Source organism: Metapseudomonas boanensis (assembly GCF_042232855.1).
Taxonomy (GTDB): domain Bacteria; phylum Pseudomonadota; class Gammaproteobacteria; order Pseudomonadales; family Pseudomonadaceae; genus Metapseudomonas; species Metapseudomonas boanensis.
The window spans coordinates 5,438,591-5,459,046 of the sequence record NZ_CP113889.1; the positions used below are offsets into that span (position 1 = coordinate 5,438,591).

Genomic DNA, 20,456 nt, shown 5'->3' on the forward strand with positions numbered 1-20,456 from the left:
CCACACCAATCACAACAACTACCAGGAGACCGGCATGGGCCCGACAGAAACCCCGGATGACCGCGCCATGTATCGAAGGATCAGTTGGCGAATCATGCCCCTGCTGCTCACGGCCTACGTGGTGGCCTTCCTCGATCGCATCAACGTCGGCTACGCGCAGCTCCAGATGAAAGAGACGCTGGCCTTCAGCGATGCCGTCTATGCCCTGGGTGCGGGCATCTTCTTCATTGGCTACCTGCTGTTCGAGGTACCAAGCAACCTGGTGCTGGAGAAGATCGGCGTGCGCAAGACGCTGCTGCGCATCATGGTCTGTTGGGGTGTCGTCGCCATGGCGATGATGTTCGTGCAGACGCCCACGCAGTTCTACGTGCTGCGCTTCCTGTTGGGCGTCTTCGAGGCAGGTTTCACCCCCGGCGCGCTGCTCTACCTCACCTACTGGTACCCGCCAGCGCGGCGCGCGCGGATGATCGCCGTGTTCCTGCTCGGCGCCATCTTCGCCAGCCTGATTGCCGGGCCGCTGTCGGGCGCCATCATGAAGTACTTCGACGGCCTCAATGGCTGGCACGGCTGGCAGTGGCTGTTCCTGGTACAGGGACTGCCCGCGCCGCTGCTGGGCCTGCTGGCCTGGTTCGTGCTGGTGGACCGGCCCGAGCAGGCGGGCTGGCTAAGTGCCGAGGAAAAACTCCGGCTGCGCCAGCAGTTCGACGCAGAGCACCAATCGGCGACCAAGGCCAGTCATGGTTCGCTGCGCGACCTGCTTAGCGACTCAAAGGTGTGGGTGTTGTCACTGGTGTACGTGCTGATGGTCGCGGGCACCTACACGATCGCGTTCTGGACACCGACCCTGATCAGGAGTTGGGGCGTCAACGACATGCTGGAAATCGGCCTCTACGCCACCCTGCCGCAGCTGTTCGCCGCAGCCGGGGTGATCCTGCTCAGCCGCAGCTCGGATCGCCGTCGCGAACGCCGCTGGCATTTCACCGCCGGCGCACTGACGGCCGCCAGTGGCCTGGCGATCATCGCCCTGGCGCAGGGGCAGCTCGGCGTCTCACTGGCCGGACTATGTCTGGCCATGATGGGCGTTGCCTCGGTGCCGCCGGTGTTCTTCGCGCTGACCTCCGAATACCTGCCCCGCGCATCGGTGGCGGTCGGCATCGCCCTGGTCAGCAGCATCGGCAACCTCGGTGGTGCGATCAGCCCCTCGGTCACCAGTGCCCTCAATGCCAGCAGTGGCGGCACCCTCTACAGCCTGTACTTCGTGATGAGCCTGTACCTGCTGGCCGCATTCATCGTGCTGACGGCCGCCCGGCCGACGGCCCCCACTCTGCAAGCCGCCTGAGGCGGTATCCCCTGGAGTCCTTAGGAAGTAGCCCATGATTCAACAACTCAAGAAAGGCCAGTCGGCCCAGGCCAAGGCCAGCAACCAGGTGCAGGTGCGCGCTACCGTCGAAGGCATCCTCGCCGACATCGAACAACGCGGCGATGCCGCCGTGCGCGAGTACTCGGCGAAGTTCGACCAGTGGGCGCCGGAAAGCTTCAGGCTCAGCCAGGAGCAGATCGACGCCTGTATCGCCAGCCTGCCGCAGCAGACCCTCGATGACATCCGCTTCGCCCAGGAACAGATCCGTCGTTTTGCCCAGTTGCAGAAGGACTCGATGCACGACGTCGAGGTGGAGACGCTGCCAGGCGTGGTGCTCGGCCATCGCAACATTCCGGTCAACTCGGTGGGCTGCTACATCCCCGGTGGCAAGTACCCACTGATCGCCAGCGCACACATGAGCGTGCTCACCGCCAAGGTGGCCGGCGTCAAACGCGTGATCGCCAGTGCGCCGCCCTTCGAGGGCAAGCCCTGCCCCGAGATCGTGGCCGCCATGCACCTGGCGGGCGCCGATGAAATCTACTGCCTTGGCGGTGTCCAGGCGGTGGCGGCCATGGCCATTGGCACAGAAAGCATCAAGGGCGTGGACATGATCGTCGGCCCGGGCAACGCCTACGTGGCCGAAGCCAAGCGCCAGCTCTTCGGCCGCGTGGGCATCGACCTGTTCGCAGGCCCCACCGAGACCCTGGTGATCTGCGACGACACGGTGGACGCCGAGCTGGTGGCCGTCGACCTGCTGGGCCAGGCCGAGCACGGCCCCACCTCCCCGGCCTACTGCGTGACCACCAGCAGGACGATCGCCGAAGAGCTGCCGGCCGCCATCGAGCGAGTGCTCGCCCGCCTGGACACCGCGCCGGTGGCCGGTGCCGCCTGGCGCGACTTCGGCGAGATCTACCTGTGCGACACCGACGAAGAGGCCCTGGAAGTCGCCGAGGGACTGTGCTCCGAGCATGTCCAGGTGATGACCCGGGACCCGGACTGGTACCACGAGCGCATGACCTGCTACGGCGCCCTGTTCCTCGGCCACCGCACCAATGTCAGCTACGGCGACAAGGTGATCGGAACCAACCACACCCTGCCCACCATGGGTGCGGGCCGCTACACCGGCGGGCTGTGGGTCGGCAAGTTCATCAAGACCCACACCTACCAGCGCGTGATGACCGACGAAGCGAGCGTGATGGTCGGCGAGTACTGTTCGCGCCTGTGCGGCTACGAGCATATGTCCGGCCACAAGGAGCAGGCGGACATCCGCGTGCGCCGCATGAAGGTGGAGGCCTGAGCCAATGAGCAAGCCCACTCCGGAAAGCCGCAGCGCCTATCGCTACTTCCGCGACATCACCACGCGCTGGATGGACAACGACGTCTACGCCCACGTCAACAACGTCGTCTACTACAGCTGGTTCGACACCGTGGTGAATGCCTGGCTGCTCGAACAGAAAGTCCTGGATTTCGCCGAGAGCCCCACAGTCGGCCTGGTGGTGGAAACCGGCTGCAGCTACTTCTCGTCCATCGCCTTCCCCGACATCGTGCGCGCCGGGCTGCGGGTAGCGCGCCTGGGAACCTCCAGCGTGCGCTACGAAGTCGGCCTGTTCGCCAATGACAACGACATCGCCTCCGCCCAGGGGCATTTCGTGCACGTCTACGTCGATCGAGTGACGCGCCGTCCACTACCGCTGCCGGCGGAGCTGCGCCGCGCGCTGGAAAGCATCCAGCTCGCGACCTGAAGCAGGCTCCAGGCCCTGCGCGCCCTCGGCGCCAGGGCATCCACAACCCACAACAAGAAGGAGACCACCATGAACGAACACATCGGCCGACTGCTGGTCCTGGCGGGCATGGCATGTGCCCTGCTCATTGCGCCGCTGGCGCAGGCCCGCCCGGACAAGCCCAACATCCTGGTCATCTGGGGCGACGACATCGGCTGGCAGAACGTCAGCGCCTACGGCATGGGCACCATGGGCTACACCACGCCGAGCATCGACAGCATCGGCCTGCAGGGCGCGCGCTTCACCGACCATTACGCCCAACCCTCGTGCACCGCCGGCCGTGCAGCCTTCATCACCGGCCAGTATCCGATCCGCTCGGGCCTGACCACGGTGGGCCTGCCGGGCGACAAGCTCGGCCTGCAGGCCGCTTCGCCGAGCCTGGCCGAAGTGCTGAAAGGCGCCGGCTACCGCACCGGCCAGTTCGGCAAGAACCACCTGGGTGACAACAACGCCAACCTGCCCACCGTGCATGGGTTCGACGAGTTCTTCGGCAACCTGTACCACCTCAATACCGAGGAACAGCGCGAGTACATCGACTACCAGAACTTCGCCAACGCCTACCCTGGCGGCCCGAAGACGTTCGCGAAGAAGTTCCAGACCCGCGGCGTGCTGCATACCTTCGCCAGCGACAAGGATGATCCGACGGTGGACCCGCGCTTCGGGCCGGTCGGCAAGCAGACCATCGAAGATACCGGCCCGCTGACGATGAAGCGCATGGAAGACTTCGACGGTGCCGAGGTAATCCCCATGGCGCTGGATTTCATGCGCAAGGCGCAGAAAGAGGACAAGCCGTTCTTCGTCTGGCTCAACACCAGCCGCATGCATCTCTACACCCACCTCAACGACCAGTGGCGCCACGCCGCCGCGAAGTACACCCACGAGGACGATACCCAGGGCAGCGGCATGCTGCAGCACGACCATGACATCGGCCAGGTGCTCGCCTTCCTCAAGGCCAACGGTCTGGAGGACAACACCATCGTCTGGTACTCCACCGACAACGGCCCGGAACACTCCTCTTGGCCCCACGGCGCGACGACGCCCTTCCGCGGCGAGAAGATGACCACCTACGAGGGCGGCGTGCGAGTGCCGTCGATGCTGCGCTGGCCGGGCGTGGTGAAGCCGGGGCAAATCCTCAATGGCATCCAGGCGCACCAGGACATGTTCACCAGCTTCGCCGCCGCAGCTGGCGTGCCGGACGTCGTCGAGCGCATGAAGCAGGAGAAGAAGCAGTACATCGACGGCATCGACAACCGCGACTACTGGACCGGCAAGTCGCCCGAGAGCAAGCGCAACAGCCTGCTGTACTACATCGAAAGCAAGCTGACCGCCGTGCGCATGGGCCCGTGGAAAATGCACTTCTCCACCAAGGAGGATTACTACGCGCAAGTCGTGCCGCGCTTCGCGCCGCTGATGTTCAACCTGCGTAGCGACCCGTTCGAGAGCTACGACAGCAAGGACTCATACGGCCATCTGATCCAGAAGTCCTCGTGGATATCGGGACCCATGGGCGAACTGATCGGCGCGCACCTGAAGACCCTGGCCGAGTACCCCCCGGTGCAGACCGCCAAGTCCTTCGACCGATCGAACCTGGTGCAGGACTTCCTGCACGGACAGAAGAAGGCGCCCTGAGGCTATTGGCAGGACCTGCCGTGGCGAGTTTCAGGCCACTGACTGCTTCAGGATGACTTGTGCCTCGCTAGCGCGAGTCACTCCTCTCCCTCTGGGAGAGGGGTGGGGTGAGGGAAGGTTCAGGTCGGCTCCGTGCCTGGCCATTTCGCGAATAAATTCGCTCCTACAAAAAGGCGGGCAGGACTGCGTCCTGCTTGGCGAATGAATTCGCCCCTACAGGATTGCGCCCAGACTGATCGCTGGCACGGACAGCCCCCTCTCCCTCTGGGAGAGGGTTGGGGTGAGGGAAGGTTCAGGTCGGCTCCGTGCCTGGCCATTTCGCGAATAAATTCGCTCCTACAAAAAGGCGGGCAGGACTGCGTCCTGCTTGGGGAATGAATTCGCCCCTACAGGATTGCGCCCAAACTGAACGCCGGCACGGACAGCCCACCTCTCCCTCTGGGAGAGGGTTGGGGTGCGGGAAGGTTCAGGCTGGCTCCGTGCCACGCCATTTCGCGAATAAATTCGCTCCTACGAAAAACGGGCAGGACTACGTCCTGCTTGGCGAATGAATTCGCCCCTACAGGATTGCGCCCAAACTGAACGCCGGCAAGGACAGCCCCTCTCCCTCTGGGAGAGGGTTGTATCAGCAGGCACGGAGGCGTGTTTGGCATGACCCCACGGCACCGATCCGCACTAATCCACCAGCTTGAGCAACGCGGATCGCACATGGTCGGGAATGGTGGTCGACTGGTTGCTGGCCCGGTCGACATACACGTAGACGATGTACCCCGCCGCGGAAGCTTCCTCTTCGTCGTTACGGAACAGCGCCAGCTCATAGCGAGCGCTGCTGTTGCCCAGTTTCGCGATCCGCATGCCGATGGTGATGCGGTCCGGGAAGCTGATCGACGAGAAGTAGGTACAGCAATTCTCCACGATCAGTCCGATGACCGGGCTGCTGGCGATGTCCAGGGTCCCCTGCTCCACCAGGAACAGGCTGACGGCGGACTCGTAGTAGGAGTGGTAGACCACATTGTTGACGTGACCATAGGAGTCATGGTCGCCCCAACGGCTGGGCATGCTGGTGAAGTGGCAGAACTGGCTGCGAGTGGGACGTGCGTGACTCATAGAACCTTCTCGTAGATGGAACGGATATCGTCGATGCCCAGTTCCCTGGGGTTGTTGCCGAGCAGGCGGGTCTGCCTGGCGGCATCACTGGCCAGGTCCTCGATGTCGGCCTGGCTGATGCCCAGCTCCCGCAGGCGCGTTGGCAACTGCAGCTCACCGGCCAGGCCGCCCAGGTAGTCAGCCAGCGCGTTGGCCTTCGCCAACGCGTCGCCACCAAGACCAGGCAGGACGATATCCGCCAGCTCCGCATACAGCGGCGCGACCGTTTCCAGGTTGAAGCGGAGCACCGGCTCCAGCACCAGTGAATTCGACAGTCCGTGAGGAATGTGGAAGCGCGACCCCAGCGGATAGGCCAGTGCATGGACCGCCGCCACCGGAGCATTGGCGAACGCCATGCCGGCAAGGCAGGCGCCCAGCAGCATGTTTTCCCGCGCCTCCAGGTTGGCGCCGTTGCGACAGACCTCATGCAGGTTGGCGCTGAGCAGGCGCAGGGCCTCACGGGCCAGGCAATCGGAAATCGGGTTCTTCAGGTGCCGGCTGGTATAGGACTCGATGGCATGGACCATCGCATCGATGCCCGTGGCAGCGGTGACGGCTGTCGGCAATCCGAGGGTCAGCTCGGCGTCCAGCACGGCGAGGTCGGGCAGTAGCAGCGGCGAAACCACCACATTCTTCTCACCGGCGCCGGTGGTCACCACCGACACGGCCGTGACCTCGGAACCCGTGCCCGCCGTAGTCGGCACCAGGATCAGCGGCAGGCGCGGCCCCTTGGCCAGGTTGCTGCCATAGATCTCGGCCAGAGACTCATCGCTACGCGCAAGCAAGGCGGTCAGCTTGGCGGCGTCCAGGGAACTGCCGCCGCCGAAGCCGATCACGCAGTCCGCCGAGCTGGCCTTGGCGGCCGCAACCGCCGCGAGGATCACCGACTCGGGCGGATCGGCCTGGACCTCGGAGAAGACCGTCACCTGCAGCCCCTCGCGCTCCAGTTCGAGCAACGCCGAGTCCAGCAGGCGCGCCGCCAGGACGCCAGGGTCCGTGACGATGAGTACCGATTGGCAACCCATGCTTCGTACAGGGGCTGCCAGGCGGCGCGAAGCACCGCATTCAATGAGGATGGATTTGGTCGTGTTGAACGCCAGGGTGCGCATGGAACGCCTCGCGAATTGTCCGGAAAGGTGGGAACCGCTGGAGCACCTTATTCGCGATCACGAGTGACGCTCCCCCCCTCTTATGAGTGGGCGCGCGGGAAGCGAGGCCCTGCCGGCTGGCCCCTCCCCAGACGGGAGGCGTTGCAACGCAAGGGCGTTCCTAGAATGCGATTTCCACCAACCAGAACAACAAACGGAGACCGCGATGAAGATGAACTTCGCCCGCATCATGGGCCAGACCGCCCTGCGCTTCGCCGACCAGGAAGCCCTGGTGAACATCGAGCGCAACCGGCGCTATCGCTTCGATGAGCTGCACCGGCTGACCAACCGCATCGTCAACATGATGCGCAGCCGCCTGGACCTGCACCGAGACGATACGGCTCTGTGCATCCTGGAGAACGACAACCTGTCGCTGCTGCATGCCTGGACCGCGTTCAAGGGCGAAGCGGCCATCGCCCATACCAACATCCGAGACTCCCTCGAAGAGCACCGCTGGCAGGTGGAGTTCATCCGACCCAAGGTGGTCTTCATCGAAACCGAACTCCTGGATCGCTACGGCGAGATGCTGCGCCAGAGCGGTACCCGGGTGATCTGCATGGACGTGCCGCCGGCGCGGCATTCCTATGCACGATACTTCTGGGACCTGCTCGAAGGCGTCTCCGATGCAGAACCCGATATCGAATCGGATGCACACCAGGATGTACTGATCTACCGCTTCACCGGCGGTACCACCGGCCGAAGCAAATGCGCCCGCTACACCATCGACAACTGGCTGGCAGCGCGGGACTCCATGTACGCCGACAGCGAGCAGGGCCAGGCTTTCAACGAGCGCACTCGGTACCTGCACATCGCCCCCATCAGCCACGGCTCGGGGCTCTCCCTGCTGCCCACGCTGTTCCGTGGCGGCTGCACCGTCACCCAGAACGCCGCCGACCTAAAGGCCTGGTGCCGCAACGTCGAGGCGGAACGCGTCACCACCGCCCTGATGGTGCCGACCCTGGTGGGCTGGCTGGTAGAACTGCCGGAAGCCACCCAGTACGACCTGTCCAGCCTGCAGACCCTTTACTACGGCGCCGCCCCCATGAGCCCGGCCAAGCTGGAGCAGGCCCAGGCTCGTTTCGGTAACATTTTCTTCCAGCTCTATGGCTCCACCGAATGCGCCCAGGCGGTCTGCACCCTGACCAAGGCCGATCATCTGACCGCCATCCAGACCGGCCGCCTGGCCTCCGCCGGACGCCCCACCATCGGCATCGAACTGATGGTCGTGGACGAAAACGGCAAACCGGTCCCGCGCGGCACCACCGGCGAGATCTGGCTGCGTGGCCGCGGCACCATCTCCGGCTACCACCACAACCCGGAAGGCACTGCCGCCGAGTTCCACAACGGTTTCTGGAAGTCCGGCGACCTGGGCTATCTGGACGAGGCTGGTTACCTGTTCATCGTCGACCGCAAGAAGGACGTGATCATCACAGGTGGCTTCAATGTCTATGCGGTGGAAGTGGAGGCGACCCTCAACGCCCATCCGGCCGTGTCCATGTCCGCCGTGGTCGGCGTGCCCCACGACAAATGGGGCGAGGCCGTGCATGCCGAGGTGGTGCTCAAGCCGGGCGTGACGATCACGGAGGAGGAGCTGATCGAACTGGTGAAGGCGCGCCTGGGTCGGTTCAAGGCCCCGAAATCGGTGACCTTCGTCGACGCGCTGCCCGTGAGCGCCGTAGGCAAGGTGCTGCGCCGGCAGGTGCGTGAGCGATATTGGAAGGACCAGGCGCGACGGGTGTCCTGATAGGATGCGGGTTGTACTGAGGCCCCGGTTGGATACCGGGGCTTTTTCATTTGAGCTCAGGAAGTCACGCCCTGAATCACCGGCTCTGCCTGCGACGATTCGAATGCACGAGCTAGCAGGATGATGCCGATACGGTAGGGTGCGCCGTGCGCACCAGCGGCTTGAAGGGTTGTCGAAAACGATCACGGAATCGGTGCACACAGCGCACCCTGCGGTCCAAGTCGGTCATCCTCGTCGACGCCTTGCCCCTGAGTGCCGTGGACAAGTTGCAGCGCCAGATGTCCGGCATCCCCCTGCGCCTTGCTCGCCGCCAAAGTGAGTAGAAGCTCCCAAACAAAAAAAAACGGAACCGACCAGGTCGGTTCCGCCCAACACTCCCCGTCCGGAGTTAACGAATGCCGGCACCCGCCAGGCTATCGGAGGTCCAGCCCTTGTCCGAGGTCAGCTTGTCGGCCACCACCACGCCAGCCTTGCCCGGCCAGACGTTGATGTAATAGGTCCCGGCAATCAGGTCGTAGTGACCGGCGGTGCTGTTGGTGCCGCCGACGTCATACATCTGGGTGAGGTAGCTGAAGCCAGGACGCCACAGTTGCCCGCGGCCGTCGTACTGGTCCACCGCCAGGGCGGTCCAGCTGTCTTCGTCGATGTAGTAGGTGCGCTTGGAGTAGATGTGGCGCATGCCCGGCTTGAGGGTCGCCTCTACCACCCAGACGCGGTGTCGTTCCCAGCGCACCAGGTCAGGATTGATGAACTTGGGACCGAACACCTCTTCGGGCTTCTCCGCATAGGTGAAGCGGTAAGTGTTGTACGGAACGTACATTTCCTTCTTGCCCACCAGCTTCCACTCGAAGCGGTCCATCCGGCCGTTGAACAGGTTGATGTCGTCGATGGTGGACATGCCCGAGGTACTGGCGTTCGGGGTGTCGTAGGACAGGTCCGGCGCCAGGCGCACGCGGCGTTGGCCGGGCAGGTACTGATAGGCCTTTCGCCCCCGCTCGGTAGCGGTGTAGTCGAAGGTCATCACCGCTTCCCCGGCACGACGTGCAGGGCCGGTGTAGTTGGCGCGGGCGCGGGTAAGCAGAATGTCGTCGCCACTCTTGGAGACGTCGTAGTACGGCATCTCGTAGGTCCAACGCCCCTGGGTGGAGGTCACCAGTTTGCCCGCCGCGTCGACATTGTAGGCGCCGTACTTGGGTGCGACCCAGGACAGGCCCTGGTAACGCGCCAGGTGGTTGAACATCACCTCGATACCGCGTTTGGGCATCGGGAACGGAACGCCGGCATGAGCCCCCTTGAGGGTCTCGTCGTTGTTGGTCAACGTGGCGCTGGTGGCGTTCTTCAGCGTGTTGTCCAGCACGAACTGCGGATAGCCCACGGTGCGATGCGTCGGGTAGACGTCGAGGCGGTAGCCCGGCAGTTTCTTGATCAGTGCCTTGGTGCCTTCGGTGAGTTTGTCGCCGTAGGTATCGACGTTGCTGGCGTCGATCGAAAACTGCGGTTTCTCTCCGGCGAAGGGGTCCGGGCGAATGCCCTTGCTCTTGTCGAAACCGGGTGGCGGCGTATTCAGGCCGCCGGTGTACGCAGGAATGGTTCCGTCGGCGTTGCCGGCCATTTCGGCCCCGACCGGGGTCAGGGAAGTACCCAGTTGGCTGGCTTCTTCCGCTGTCACTGCTGCATGGAGCACGCCTGCGTGCGCGGCCAGCAGGCTGGCTGCGATCAGGGTTCTTGTCAGTCTAGTCATGTCTCCACCCTCTGAGATTGTGGTTTTGAACGTCTCGTAAAGCGCGCCACGCCCCTTGAGGAACAGGTCGTTACCAGCTGGAACGACGGCCGACGCAGGTATGTCGTCGACCTACCTCAGGTCAATGCGGACTTGCCGTACAGGTCCAGGACCACCCCCGTTTCAAACTACCCCGGACCTGATGGCGCAGAGGCATTGCCTGGGGGTGCATTTCTTTCCCGGCAGCGTTTTTTTAACCAAGACTCCCCGCCCCTCGCCCCCCCCTTATTGGCGCATGGAGGGGGGGATGGACGGCCGGTACGAGATGGCGCAAAGAAGGCGCCTGAAGCAGAAACGCCACGCGGTACCCGAAGGCACGGCGTGGCGTTTCTGTACAGGAGAACGGGCTTGTGGCGGCGTTCCCTTCAGGCGGTGGCGACGCGCGTCAGGCGAATACCCGCAGGATGGTCTCGGCCACGCAGGCCGGCTTGGCCGCGCCCTCGATCTCCACGGTCATCTCGTAGGTGATCTGCGCGCCGTTGCCCTCCAGCGGCTCCCAGGACTGCACCTTGAAGTGCCCGCGCAGGCGGCTGTCCACCGGCACCGGCTGGACGAAGCGCACCTTGTTCAGGCCGTAGTTCACGCCCATTTTCACGTTGCGCAGCTCGAAGGCGTTGGTCATGAAGGTTGGCAGCAGGCTGAGGGTCAGGAAGCCATGGGCGATCGGCTTGCCGAAGGGGCCCTTGGCGGCGCGCTCGGGGTCCACGTGGATCCACTGATGGTCGCCTGTGGCTTCGGCAAAGGTGTCAATGCGGGTCTGGTCGATGGTTACCCAATTGCTGGTGCCCACGACTTCACCCACCAGGCCCTGAAGTTCGGCCAGCGTTTCGTAGCTTTTCATTGTTGTCTCCAGATGGTCTGAATGGCTTGGTCAGGCCCGCAGTTCGGCCTGAAGGGCTGTGGCACAGGCCGCCTCATGGCTGTCACTGCTGCCCAGCAGCAGGTCGGCGACCACGGCGCGCTTGTAGTAGTGCCCCACCAGGTACTCCTCGGTCATGCCGATACCGCCGTGCAGCTGGATGCCCTGCCCGCAGACGAACTTCGCCGCTCGGCCGATCAGCATCTTGGCGCCGGACAGTGTCTTGTGGCGCGTTGGTTCGTCATCGTTGGTCATGGAGGCCAGCGCGGCATGCAGCATCGAGCGCGCAAGCTCCACCTCCGCGGCCATGTCGGCCATGCGGTGCTGCAGGGCCTGGAACGAGCCGATGGGCACCCCGAACTGCTTGCGGACCTTGAGGTAGTCGGCAGTGACTTCGAGGGTCTTCTCCATGCCGCCGATCAGTTCGGCGCACAGTGCAACGATGCCGTGGGCCAGGCCTTCGCGCAGGGCCGGCAGACCTTGGCCCGCCTCGCCCAACAACCCGTCTGCGCCGACCTCGACGCCATCGAAATTGAGCTCTTGCACCCAGGTACCGTCATGCAGCGGCAAAGCCTGGCGCTCCAGCCCCACGGCGTCGGCGTCCACCAGCAGCAGACTGACGCCTGCAGTGCCTTCGATCCGTGCGGAAACGATGAAGGCATGGGCATCGTGCGCGCCCAGCACCAGGCTCTTGAGCCCACGCAAGATAAAGCCGTCGCCACTGCGTTCGGCGCGCAGGGTCACCGGCTCGGGCATGCCGCGTGAGCCGGGTTCACTATAGGCCAGGGCGATGCGGCAGGTACCCTCCGCCAGTTGCGGCAGCCAGCGCGCCTGCTGTTCGGGGTTGGCGGCAGCCGCAAGGGTCTGTGCAGCCAGCACTGCGCAGCCCAGATAAGGCTCCAGTACCAGGCCACGACCCAGCTCCTGGGCAATGATCGCGGTTTCCAGAGGCGAGCCACCGAGCCCGCCGTGTTCCTCAGGCAGCGCCGCCATCAGCCAGCCGTTGGCGGCGAACATGCCCCAGTTCTCGGCGCTGCCGTTCTTCCCGGCCTTCAGCAGGGCGGTGCGCGCCTCGAAGCTGTAGGCCTTGTCGATGTAACGGCGCACGCTGTCCTGCAACAGCTGCTGTTCCGAAGTGAGTTCGAAATCCATGCCGGTGTCCTGCTATCAGAGTTGGAACAACAACTTGGCGATGATGCCGCGCTGCACTTCGCTGGTGCCGCCATAGATGGTCGAGGCCCGGCGCAGGAACATGTCGTTCGAAATGCCGCGCGCCAGCCGTTGCAGCGGATATGGCAGCTCCGGGTCCGCCTCGTGTGGATGCGGATAGGCGATGGCGCCGTAGTCCCCCAGGGCCTCGATCTGCGTCTCGGTGATGCGTTGCTGCAGCTCCGTAGCGCGGACTTTGAGCATCGAACCGAGACTGTGTGAGGCCGGGTTGTGCTGCTGTTCCAGGCGAGCCACGCGCTGGACCAGCATTTCCATGGCCTGCAGCTCGGCATCCAGCCGCGCCAGCTTCAAGGCGAACTCCGGACGCTCGCAGAGCAGTTGGTCGCCCACGTGCAACGTGGCGGCGATCAGCCGCAGCTCGCGCATGTAACGCTTGAGCTCGGGCAGGTCGGCGGTGGTGGCGTGCTCGTTGTTGAGCAGGAACTTGGTGATGCTCCAACCTTGCCCTTCGGCGCCGATCAGGTTGCGCACCGGAACCCGCACGTTGTCGAAGAAGGTCTCGTTCAGGTGATGGGCATCGTCGATGCTGCGGATCGGGCGCACGGTGACCCCGGGCGACTTCATGTCCACCAGCAGGAAACTGATACCGGCCTGCTTCTTCACTTCCGTGTCGGTACGCACCAACAGGAAGATCCAGTCGGCTTGGTGGGCATAGCTGGTCCAGGTCTTCTGGCCGTTCACCACATAGTGGTCGCCCTCACGCACCGCGCGGGTGCGCAACGAGGCCAGGTCGGAACCGGAACCCGGTTCGGAGAAACCCTGGCACCACAGGCGCTCGCCGTTGAAGACGGCCGGCAAGTGCTCGGCCTTCTGCTCTGGAGTGGCGAACGCATTGAGTACCGGCCCGAGCATCTTCTGCACGAAGGCATCCTGGGTCGGCGTGCCGGCCGCACTGCATTCGTCATCGAAGACCAGGATCTGCGGAACCGACCAGCCGGTGCCACCGTGTTCCTTCGCCCAGTAGGGCGCGCCCCAGCCACGTTCGTTGAGCAGTTTCTGCCAGCGCATGATCTGCTCGCGCGGCGAGCGGGTGCAGCGCTGCTGGCCTTTCAGCTCATCCGGGACCTCCCGGAGGAACTGCCGGACCTCGTCGCGGAAAGCCGCGAGGCTGGCGTCAGGTTGAAAATCCATCAGGTTTCCCCTGTCAGTCCTTGCGGTACATGGTCACCACGCAGGCGCCACCGATACCGATGTTGTGCTGCAGGGCGATGCGCGCGCCCTCTACCTGGCGCTGCTCGGCCTGGCCGCGCAGCTGCTGGACCAGCTCGGTGCACTGGGCGAGGCCAGTCGCGCCGATGGGGTGCCCCTTGGACAACAGGCCACCGGACGGGTTGACCACATAGCGGCCGCCATAGGTGTTGTCGCCGTCGTCGACGAACTTCTGCGCACCACCTTCCGGGCACAGCCCCAGGGATTCGTAGGTCAGCAGTTCATTCTGGGCGAAGCAGTCGTGCAGTTCGACCACGTCCACTTCATCTGCACCAATGCCGGCCATTTCGTAAACCTGGCGAGCGGCCGCGCGGGACATCGAGAAGCCCGCCACATCACGCATGTCGCCGGACTTGAAGGTTTCCGCGCCATCGGTGGTCAGCGCCTGGCCGGCAATCGACACGCTGCGATCCAGCCCGTGCTTCTGCGCGTAAGCCTCGCTGCACAGCACCACAGCGGCAGCGCCACAAGTGGGCGGGCATGCCATCAGGCGGGTCATGACTTCCGGCCAGACCACCTGGTCGGCCATCACTTCCTCGGTGGTGACCACTTTGCGGAACACGGCCTTGGGGTTGTTCGCCGCATGGCGGCTGGCCTTGGCGCGAATCTTGGCGAAGGTTTCCAGCGGCGTGCCGAAGCGTTTCATGTGCTCGACACCGGCGCTGCCGAAGATGCGCAGGGCGGCGGGAATCTCGGCGGCACCGGGAATCGCCTCGTTGCACTGCTCGAGGAACAGCTCCAGCGGACTGGGTCGATCAGCGAAGGCGCTGTTGATGGCACCGGGAATCATCTGCTCGAAGCCGAAGGCCAGGACAATGTCCACCATGCCGCTGCTGATCGCCTGGTTGGCCAGGTACAGCGCTGACGAGCCGCTGGCGCAGTTGTTGTTCACGTTGAGCACCGGAATGCCGGTCATGCCCACGTTGTAGAGGACACGCTGGCCGCAGGTGGAATCACCGAAGACATAGCTGGCATAAGCCTGCTGGATAGACTCGTAGCCCACGCCCGCGTCCGCCAGGGCCAGGCGCACGGCCTGCTCACCCATGACCGCGTAGGTTTCGCTCTGGCCGGGCTTCACGAAGGGGATCATGCCTACACCGGCGACGACGACTTTCTGCCTCATGTCTTTCTCCTCATCTGTGGGTATCCCGCATGCGCCAGTGGCGCTCACCCGGCGGTGGCGCCGGACGGCAGGTTCTTGAGCATCAAGGATAGGCATCCCCTCCTGCGGCTCGCCCCTCCCCATTTGGATAGCCCTCCGGGCAGGCATCCCTCCCCGGCCGGGTTCCGTCGTGACAACCAGGTACGGATGAACCGGGGCATGTTAGCGGATGCGGGTAGCAGCAGCAGTGGCAATGGACGCCAGGCGTGGTGGTTTATGGCGCCGGGGACGGACGGTGCGAAGGCGTGGCCACCGTCCTGCAGGGACGAATTCATTCGCCAAGCGGGACACAGTCCTGCCCTGTGGGAGCGAATTCATTAGCGAAATGTCAGGTCGCTGGACGCACCGCGCCCCGGTAGGGCAACCCTTCCTTGGCCAGGAAACGGCGAACCGCCTCGGCGTGGTAGCGGCTCGCACCGCACAGCGACTGGGCAGCGGCCTCGAACTGGTTCATGGCCTGGCGGTCGGTCTCGAACGAACGGTTGAGCAATGTCTTGGCCATGCCCAGCGCATCCGCCGGGGCTTCGTCGAATTGCATGGCGAACTGCAAGGCGCTATCCAGCAACTGCCCTTCCGGAATCAACGCCTGGGCCAGGCCCAGCGCTACGGCCTGTTCAGCATCGATGGGACGTGCGGAGAAGATGATCTCCTTGGCTTTGGCCAGCCCCACCAGGCGCGGCAGCACATGCAACATGGACAGGTCCGGCACCAGGCCAAGACTGAGGAAAGTCGGCAGCAGTCTGGCTCGTGGCGTGACGAAGATGAAGTCCGCCGCCAGGGCCAGGGAGAACCCCGCCCCCACGGCGGCACCGTCCACTGCGGCGATGACCGGTTTCTCCATGTCGATCAGCCCACAGAACCAATCGTGAAAGCCCAGCACCAGGTTGCGTCCGGCAAAGGCCCCATCCTCCCCCTCTTCCAGGCTGCCCAGGTCGAAGCCGGAGCAGAAAGACCCACCCGCGCCAGTCAGAACCACCGAGCGTACCGAGCGGTCCTCCCGCGCAGCCTTCACGGCCGCCGGCAAGGCTCGGTTGATGGCCGCTTCGAAGGCATTCCTCTTCTGCGGCCGGTTCAGGGTGATTAGCGCCGTCTTGCCTATCTTCTCGTAGAGCACTGCACTGTCAGTCACGTCCATTTTCCTCCTGATAAGACGACGAGCCGTAGGAGCCAGCTTGCTGGCGAAAGGGTCCGTATTCGCTGGCAAGCCAGCTCCTACAGGAAGTTTCGATCCCGGCCTTACAGGTGGCGGGCGATGATTACCTTCTGAATATGGCTGGTGCCCTCGTAGATCTTGGTCACCCGGACGTCGCGACAGTAGCGCTCCACCGGGAAGTCACTGAGGTAGCCGTAGCCGCCATGGATCTGCAACGCATCGGAGCAGACCTTTTCGGCCATCTCGCTGGCGAACAGCTTGGCCATGGAGGCCTCCTTGGCGCAGTGCACACCCGCAAAGTGCAATCGGGCCGCATGCAGTGTGAAATGCTGGGCGACCTCGAACTGGGTGGCCATGTCGGCCAGGTCGAAGGCCACGCCTTGCAGGTTGATGATCGGCGAGCCATAGGCTTCACGCTCGTTGGCGTACCTCACGGCCGCCTCCAGGGCGGCGCGGGCGCCTCCCACGGCCACCGCGGCGATACCGATGCGGCCTTCGGAGAGGGTCGCCATGAGGCGCTTGTAGGCAGTGCCTTCATCAGCCAACAGGTTCTCCGCCGGCACCCGGCAGTTGTCCAGCTGGATCGCCGCCACATGGGCCGAGCGCTGGCCCATCTTGCTCTCCACACGGGTCACGGTGTAGCCGGGCTCGCGCGGGTCGATGATGAACATGCTGGGGCCCTTGCGGCCTTCCGGGGTCTCGGTCACCGCCGCGATGGCGAAGGCGATGCCGGCCTCGTTGCCGTTGGAGATGAACTGCTTGCTGCCATTGAGCACGTAGCAGTCACCCTCGCGGCGCGCGGTCGTGCGGAACGCGGCGGTGTCAGAGCCGGCCTGCGGCTCTGTCAGCAGGCCCGCGGCAATCAGCTCGCCGGAGATCATTCCGGCCAGGTATTTCTCTTTCTGCCGCTCAGTGCCGAAGCGATTGAGCATGTCGGTCATGCCGTTGTGGACATGAAGGATGGTGGCGAAACCGGCGTCGGCTGCAGCGAACTCCTGGATGGCCAGGCAGTACTCGGGGAAGGACATGCCCGAACCGCCGGCTTCCACGGGAACCTGCATGCCGAGGAAGCCGAGATCGGCCACCGCCTTCAGCTCGTCGCGGGGCCAGGCGCCAGTGCGGTCGCGCTCGGCGGCCGTGGCTGCCACCACTTCCTGGGCCACCTTGCGGGCGGCGTCGCGGATCATGATTTCCTGCTCACTCAGGAATGCTGCGGATGTATCGCTCATATGCTTCCTCTTGACCTGGGTCGAAGTTCCGATGCCTTGCGCTGCAACCGCCGCCGACCGGACGCCGCCCGGATCGATCCGGCGGAACGCGTCACGCGGACGGTCGCTACCTGGCGCAATGTCCGCAGCATGGAGGCGACGACTCCGCGTCCGCGCCTCCCCTCTCGGTAGGGGAAACTCGCCCGGGAGGACGTCCAGCTACTTCAGCAACCCCTGCTGGCGCGCCAGGGAAATGGCCGCATAGCGACTCGATACACCCAGCTTCGCGAGGATGTTCTTCACGTTCCACTTCACTGTGCCGAAGGTGATGTTGAGCGTCAGGGCAATGCGCTTGTTGGACATTGCCTGCGCCACCAGCCCGAGGATCTCCAGTTCGCGCGGAGTCAGGCTGGCGCGCGGAGCTTGGGCCACCACACGTGTCGGCAAGATCGACGGCAACGGCTCGGTGTCCGGCTCGTCGTGCGCAAGGAGGCGGTCCAGGTAGACGGCCACTGGGGCTTCGGGCGGACACTCAGCGCGCCATTGCAGCAACCGCTCGACCACCACCCGGCCTTCGTCCAGTACGGTACGAACCAGTCCGTGCCGGGCGGCAACTGCCATGGCGGACTGAAGGTTTTCATCGGCTTCACGTCGCTGGCCAAGCTCGTCATGGGCCAAGGCCGCGAGCAGCCTGACCTTGACCAGGGTACGCGCCCGCCCTGACTTCTTGGCGCACTCCCGTACCGTCGCCAGCCCCTCCAGCGCCCAGCCCGGATCGCGTCCGGCCAACGCCAGCCGTGCCCGGGCGAAGGTGGCAATCTGCGCGATCTCATTGCGCATTTCGGCGGTCGTCCGCTGGGCCGTTTCGAGATCGGCCAGGCGCGATACCAGCGCCGTGGCGCGACGCAGCTCTCCCTGTTCCAGGAGCATCCGAACCTGCTCGGCCAGCATCAGCGCCAGCAGACGATCCAGGCCCAGTACATGGAAATGCGCCGCCTGCGCCTCGAGGAAATCCAGGGCTGCCTGGAACGACTCGCGCTGCACCGCGATGCGGGCGCGGCAGATCGAGGCACGGGCCATCACATCCGGCATGGAGGAGCGCAGGATGCCGCTGCGATTGGCCAGCACCCGCAGGGCGTCGTCGAGGCGGTCCAGTTCGTAATAGGCATCGCAGAGCGTGGCGGCGCACAGGTTGGCGGATACTGAACCGCGCCCGTAGCTCTCTTCCGCCCGGGCGAGAATGCTCGACCCCAGGCGTTCTGCCTCCAGGGCATCTCCGGACCTGAGGCTCGTCAGGGCACGCGTGCTTTCGAAGACCATGGCCATGTCATTGTCACGGTCCTCGATATGGACCGGATGCTGTTCGTGCAAGCGGCGGGCGTCATCGAAGCGACCTACCGCCAGATAGGCGGTGACCAGACCCGAGAGACTGATGTAGTGCAGCGAATGGTTGTCCAGTGACACCTGGTGGGCCGGCTCCAGCAGGCCGATGACCCGCCGGGGCTGGTCCAGTTGCAGAGCGATCGCGGCATCCGCCAGGACCAGCTTCGACGATACCGCCGGATTGCGTGCCGCCTCCGTGCGGCGTATCTGCTCGAGCCAGCGCTGCGCCTTGTCCGGCCGCGCGGTGAAGGCGTAAGTCAGGCAACCCATGATGAACAGCCGTGGATGAGCGAAGAGGACCTCCTGCGGCAATCGTTCCAGCAGATGCAGCATCGGACTTACGTAGGCCATGCTCCAGGTGGTCGAGGCCGCTTCCTCCATGGCCTCCAACGCATAATCCAGGTCACCGCCCAGGTTGGCGTGACGCACGGCTTCCACCAGGTAGTCATGCTCGGCGAACCACTGGCTGCCGCGCCGGTGCAACGTTTGGACTTCAGCGGCCCCGTGGGTGGCCAGGCGTTGCACCAGGAACTCGCCGAACAGCGGATGGAAGCGATACCAGGGCGTGCTGTCCTCTGACTCGATGCGGTAGATCAGCAGGTTCTCGTCCTCGGCCCGCTTCATCAACTCCGGTACGCGCGAGCTCGCGGTGACGAACTCGGCGAGATCGGCATTGAAGCGCCGGAAGATCGAAACCTTCTCCATGAACCCGATCAGCTCGGGCGGCAGGCAGGCCACCACGTCCTCGGCCAGATAGGCCTGCAAGTCGCTGGACTTGGCGAGGATCGAGCGCAACTGAGTACGTTTCGTCGGCCGCGCCCGCAGCATGGTGGCGATCGGTTGCAGGCTGGCCGGCCAGCCACTGGTCAGGTCATGGATCAGGTGCTCTTCATCGGCGCTGAGCTTCAGGGTGCCGAGGTTCTGCTGGAAGAAGTCGCGGGTTTCGTCCAGGTCGAAGGGCAGTTCGGCGAAGTCGATCTCCGCCAGGTGGCCCTGCATGCGCAGGCGCCCGAGGCTGAGCGGCGGCGTCGTCCGCGACGCGATGGCGATATGCAGGTTGGCCGGACAGTGATCCAGCAGCTTCTGCATCAACCGGTGGGCGGCCGGCGCTTCCACATGGTGGAAGTCATCCATCAACAGGTGCAGTTCCCGGCCAACGGCTTCCGCAGCGCGAGTAACGATAGCCACCAGGGCATTGATCGATTGCTCGGTGCCATCGCTGTGCAGCCACTCCTGCTCAATGCGGATGCCCAGGCGCTTCAGGGCCGCCAGCAGGTAGACGAGAAAACTCGCGAACTGCCGGTCGTCAAGGCTGAAGGAGATCCAGGCCACATCCAGCCCGGACTTCATCAGTTCCAGGCGCCATTGAGCGAGCAGGATGGTCTTGCCGAATCCCCCGCCCCCGGTGATCAGGGTCGCGCTGCACTGCTGGGCCTCGCGCAGGCGGGCCAGCAAGTGCGCACGGGAAATGTGCCGGGCATTGAGGCGCGGGGGCGAGAACTTGGTCGCGACCAGCAGGTCGTCGGCATTGATGACTGATGTATGCATATTGGCTTTCTCCGCCCTTGTACTTGTTCGAGACGGTCCGGCCCTGCTCCAAACGGGACCAGGTGTGGGCTTCACCCGGCTTCAGGCATTGCCCGGACGTCGCCTGCATCCTGCTA

At 64.5% G+C, this 20,456-nt stretch carries 15 protein-coding genes; 5 read left to right on the plus strand and 10 right to left on the minus strand.

Annotated elements, in window-relative coordinates:
• The first annotated feature begins 34 nt into the window (after positions 1 to 34).
• The 4 genes from OXH74_RS25235 (at position 35) to OXH74_RS25250 (ending at position 4,770) form a co-directional block, all read left to right on the plus strand.
• Positions 35 to 1,339 carry an MFS transporter gene (locus tag OXH74_RS25235; protein ID WP_375739380.1) on the plus strand — a complete coding sequence of 435 codons (1,305 nt, stop codon included), beginning with the start codon at positions 35 to 37 and terminating at the stop codon, positions 1,337 to 1,339.
• A 34-nt stretch (positions 1,340 to 1,373) separates the two neighbouring features.
• Complete coding sequence (gene hisD / locus OXH74_RS25240) at positions 1,374 to 2,657, plus strand: histidinol dehydrogenase (protein WP_375739381.1); 1,284 nt, start codon at positions 1,374 to 1,376, stop codon at positions 2,655 to 2,657.
• Positions 2,658 to 2,661: 4 nt separating this feature from the next.
• On the plus strand, positions 2,662 to 3,102 hold the full coding sequence (locus tag OXH74_RS25245) for an acyl-CoA thioesterase (protein ID WP_375739382.1): 441 nt from the start codon (positions 2,662 to 2,664) through the stop codon (positions 3,100 to 3,102).
• 69 nt (positions 3,103 to 3,171) lie between these two features.
• Complete coding sequence (locus OXH74_RS25250) at positions 3,172 to 4,770, plus strand: arylsulfatase (RefSeq protein WP_375739383.1); 1,599 nt, start codon at positions 3,172 to 3,174, stop codon at positions 4,768 to 4,770.
• A 675-nt stretch (positions 4,771 to 5,445) separates the two neighbouring features.
• Here the strand turns inward: OXH74_RS25250 and OXH74_RS25255 are convergent.
• Both OXH74_RS25255 and OXH74_RS25260 read right to left on the minus strand, forming a co-directional pair.
• Positions 5,446 to 5,877 carry an acyl-CoA thioesterase gene (locus tag OXH74_RS25255; protein WP_375739384.1) on the minus strand — a complete coding sequence of 144 codons (432 nt, stop codon included), beginning with the start codon at positions 5,875 to 5,877 and terminating at the stop codon, positions 5,446 to 5,448.
• The gene (locus OXH74_RS25260; protein ID WP_375739385.1) at positions 5,874 to 7,025 is read right to left on the minus strand and encodes an iron-containing alcohol dehydrogenase; all 1,152 of its coding nucleotides are present in this window, start codon (positions 7,023 to 7,025) and stop codon (positions 5,874 to 5,876) included. Before OXH74_RS25260 ends, OXH74_RS25255 begins: the two co-directional genes overlap by 4 nt.
• A 205-nt stretch (positions 7,026 to 7,230) precedes the next feature.
• Here OXH74_RS25260 and OXH74_RS25265 point away from each other — a divergent pair, with 205 nt between their 5' ends.
• Complete coding sequence (locus OXH74_RS25265; protein WP_375739386.1) at positions 7,231 to 8,808, plus strand: AMP-binding protein; 1,578 nt, start codon at positions 7,231 to 7,233, stop codon at positions 8,806 to 8,808.
• Between the two features lie 388 nt (positions 8,809 to 9,196).
• On the opposite strand, the gene OXH74_RS25270 is transcribed toward OXH74_RS25265, so the two are convergent.
• The 8 genes from OXH74_RS25270 to OXH74_RS25305 form a co-directional block, all read right to left on the minus strand.
• Complete coding sequence (locus tag OXH74_RS25270) at positions 9,197 to 10,549, minus strand: DUF1329 domain-containing protein (RefSeq protein ID WP_375739387.1); 1,353 nt, start codon at positions 10,547 to 10,549, stop codon at positions 9,197 to 9,199.
• A gap of 424 nt (positions 10,550 to 10,973) precedes the next feature.
• Positions 10,974 to 11,429, minus strand: a complete 456-nt coding sequence (locus tag OXH74_RS25275) for a MaoC family dehydratase (RefSeq protein WP_375739388.1) — start codon at positions 11,427 to 11,429, stop codon at positions 10,974 to 10,976.
• Positions 11,430 to 11,459: 30 nt separating this feature from the next.
• On the minus strand, positions 11,460 to 12,599 hold the full coding sequence (locus OXH74_RS25280; RefSeq protein WP_375739389.1) for an acyl-CoA dehydrogenase family protein: 1,140 nt from the start codon (positions 12,597 to 12,599) through the stop codon (positions 11,460 to 11,462).
• A gap of 15 nt (positions 12,600 to 12,614) precedes the next feature.
• Positions 12,615 to 13,808 (minus strand): acyl-CoA dehydrogenase family protein, encoded by a 1,194-nt coding sequence (locus tag OXH74_RS25285; protein ID WP_375739390.1) that lies wholly within the window; start codon positions 13,806 to 13,808, stop codon positions 12,615 to 12,617.
• 13 nt (positions 13,809 to 13,821) lie between these two features.
• Positions 13,822 to 15,009, minus strand: a complete 1,188-nt coding sequence (locus OXH74_RS25290) for a lipid-transfer protein (RefSeq protein ID WP_153919613.1) — start codon at positions 15,007 to 15,009, stop codon at positions 13,822 to 13,824.
• A 367-nt stretch (positions 15,010 to 15,376) separates the two neighbouring features.
• Entirely contained in the window at positions 15,377 to 16,177 is an 801-nt protein-coding gene (locus OXH74_RS25295; RefSeq protein ID WP_375739391.1) for an enoyl-CoA hydratase/isomerase family protein, read from the minus strand.
• A gap of 107 nt (positions 16,178 to 16,284) precedes the next feature.
• Entirely contained in the window at positions 16,285 to 17,430 is a 1,146-nt protein-coding gene (locus tag OXH74_RS25300) for an acyl-CoA dehydrogenase family protein (RefSeq protein WP_375739392.1), read from the minus strand.
• Positions 17,431 to 17,628: 198 nt separating this feature from the next.
• On the minus strand, positions 17,629 to 20,340 hold the full coding sequence (locus OXH74_RS25305) for a LuxR C-terminal-related transcriptional regulator (protein ID WP_375739393.1): 2,712 nt from the start codon (positions 20,338 to 20,340) through the stop codon (positions 17,629 to 17,631).
• Positions 20,341 to 20,456 lie beyond the last annotated feature (116 nt).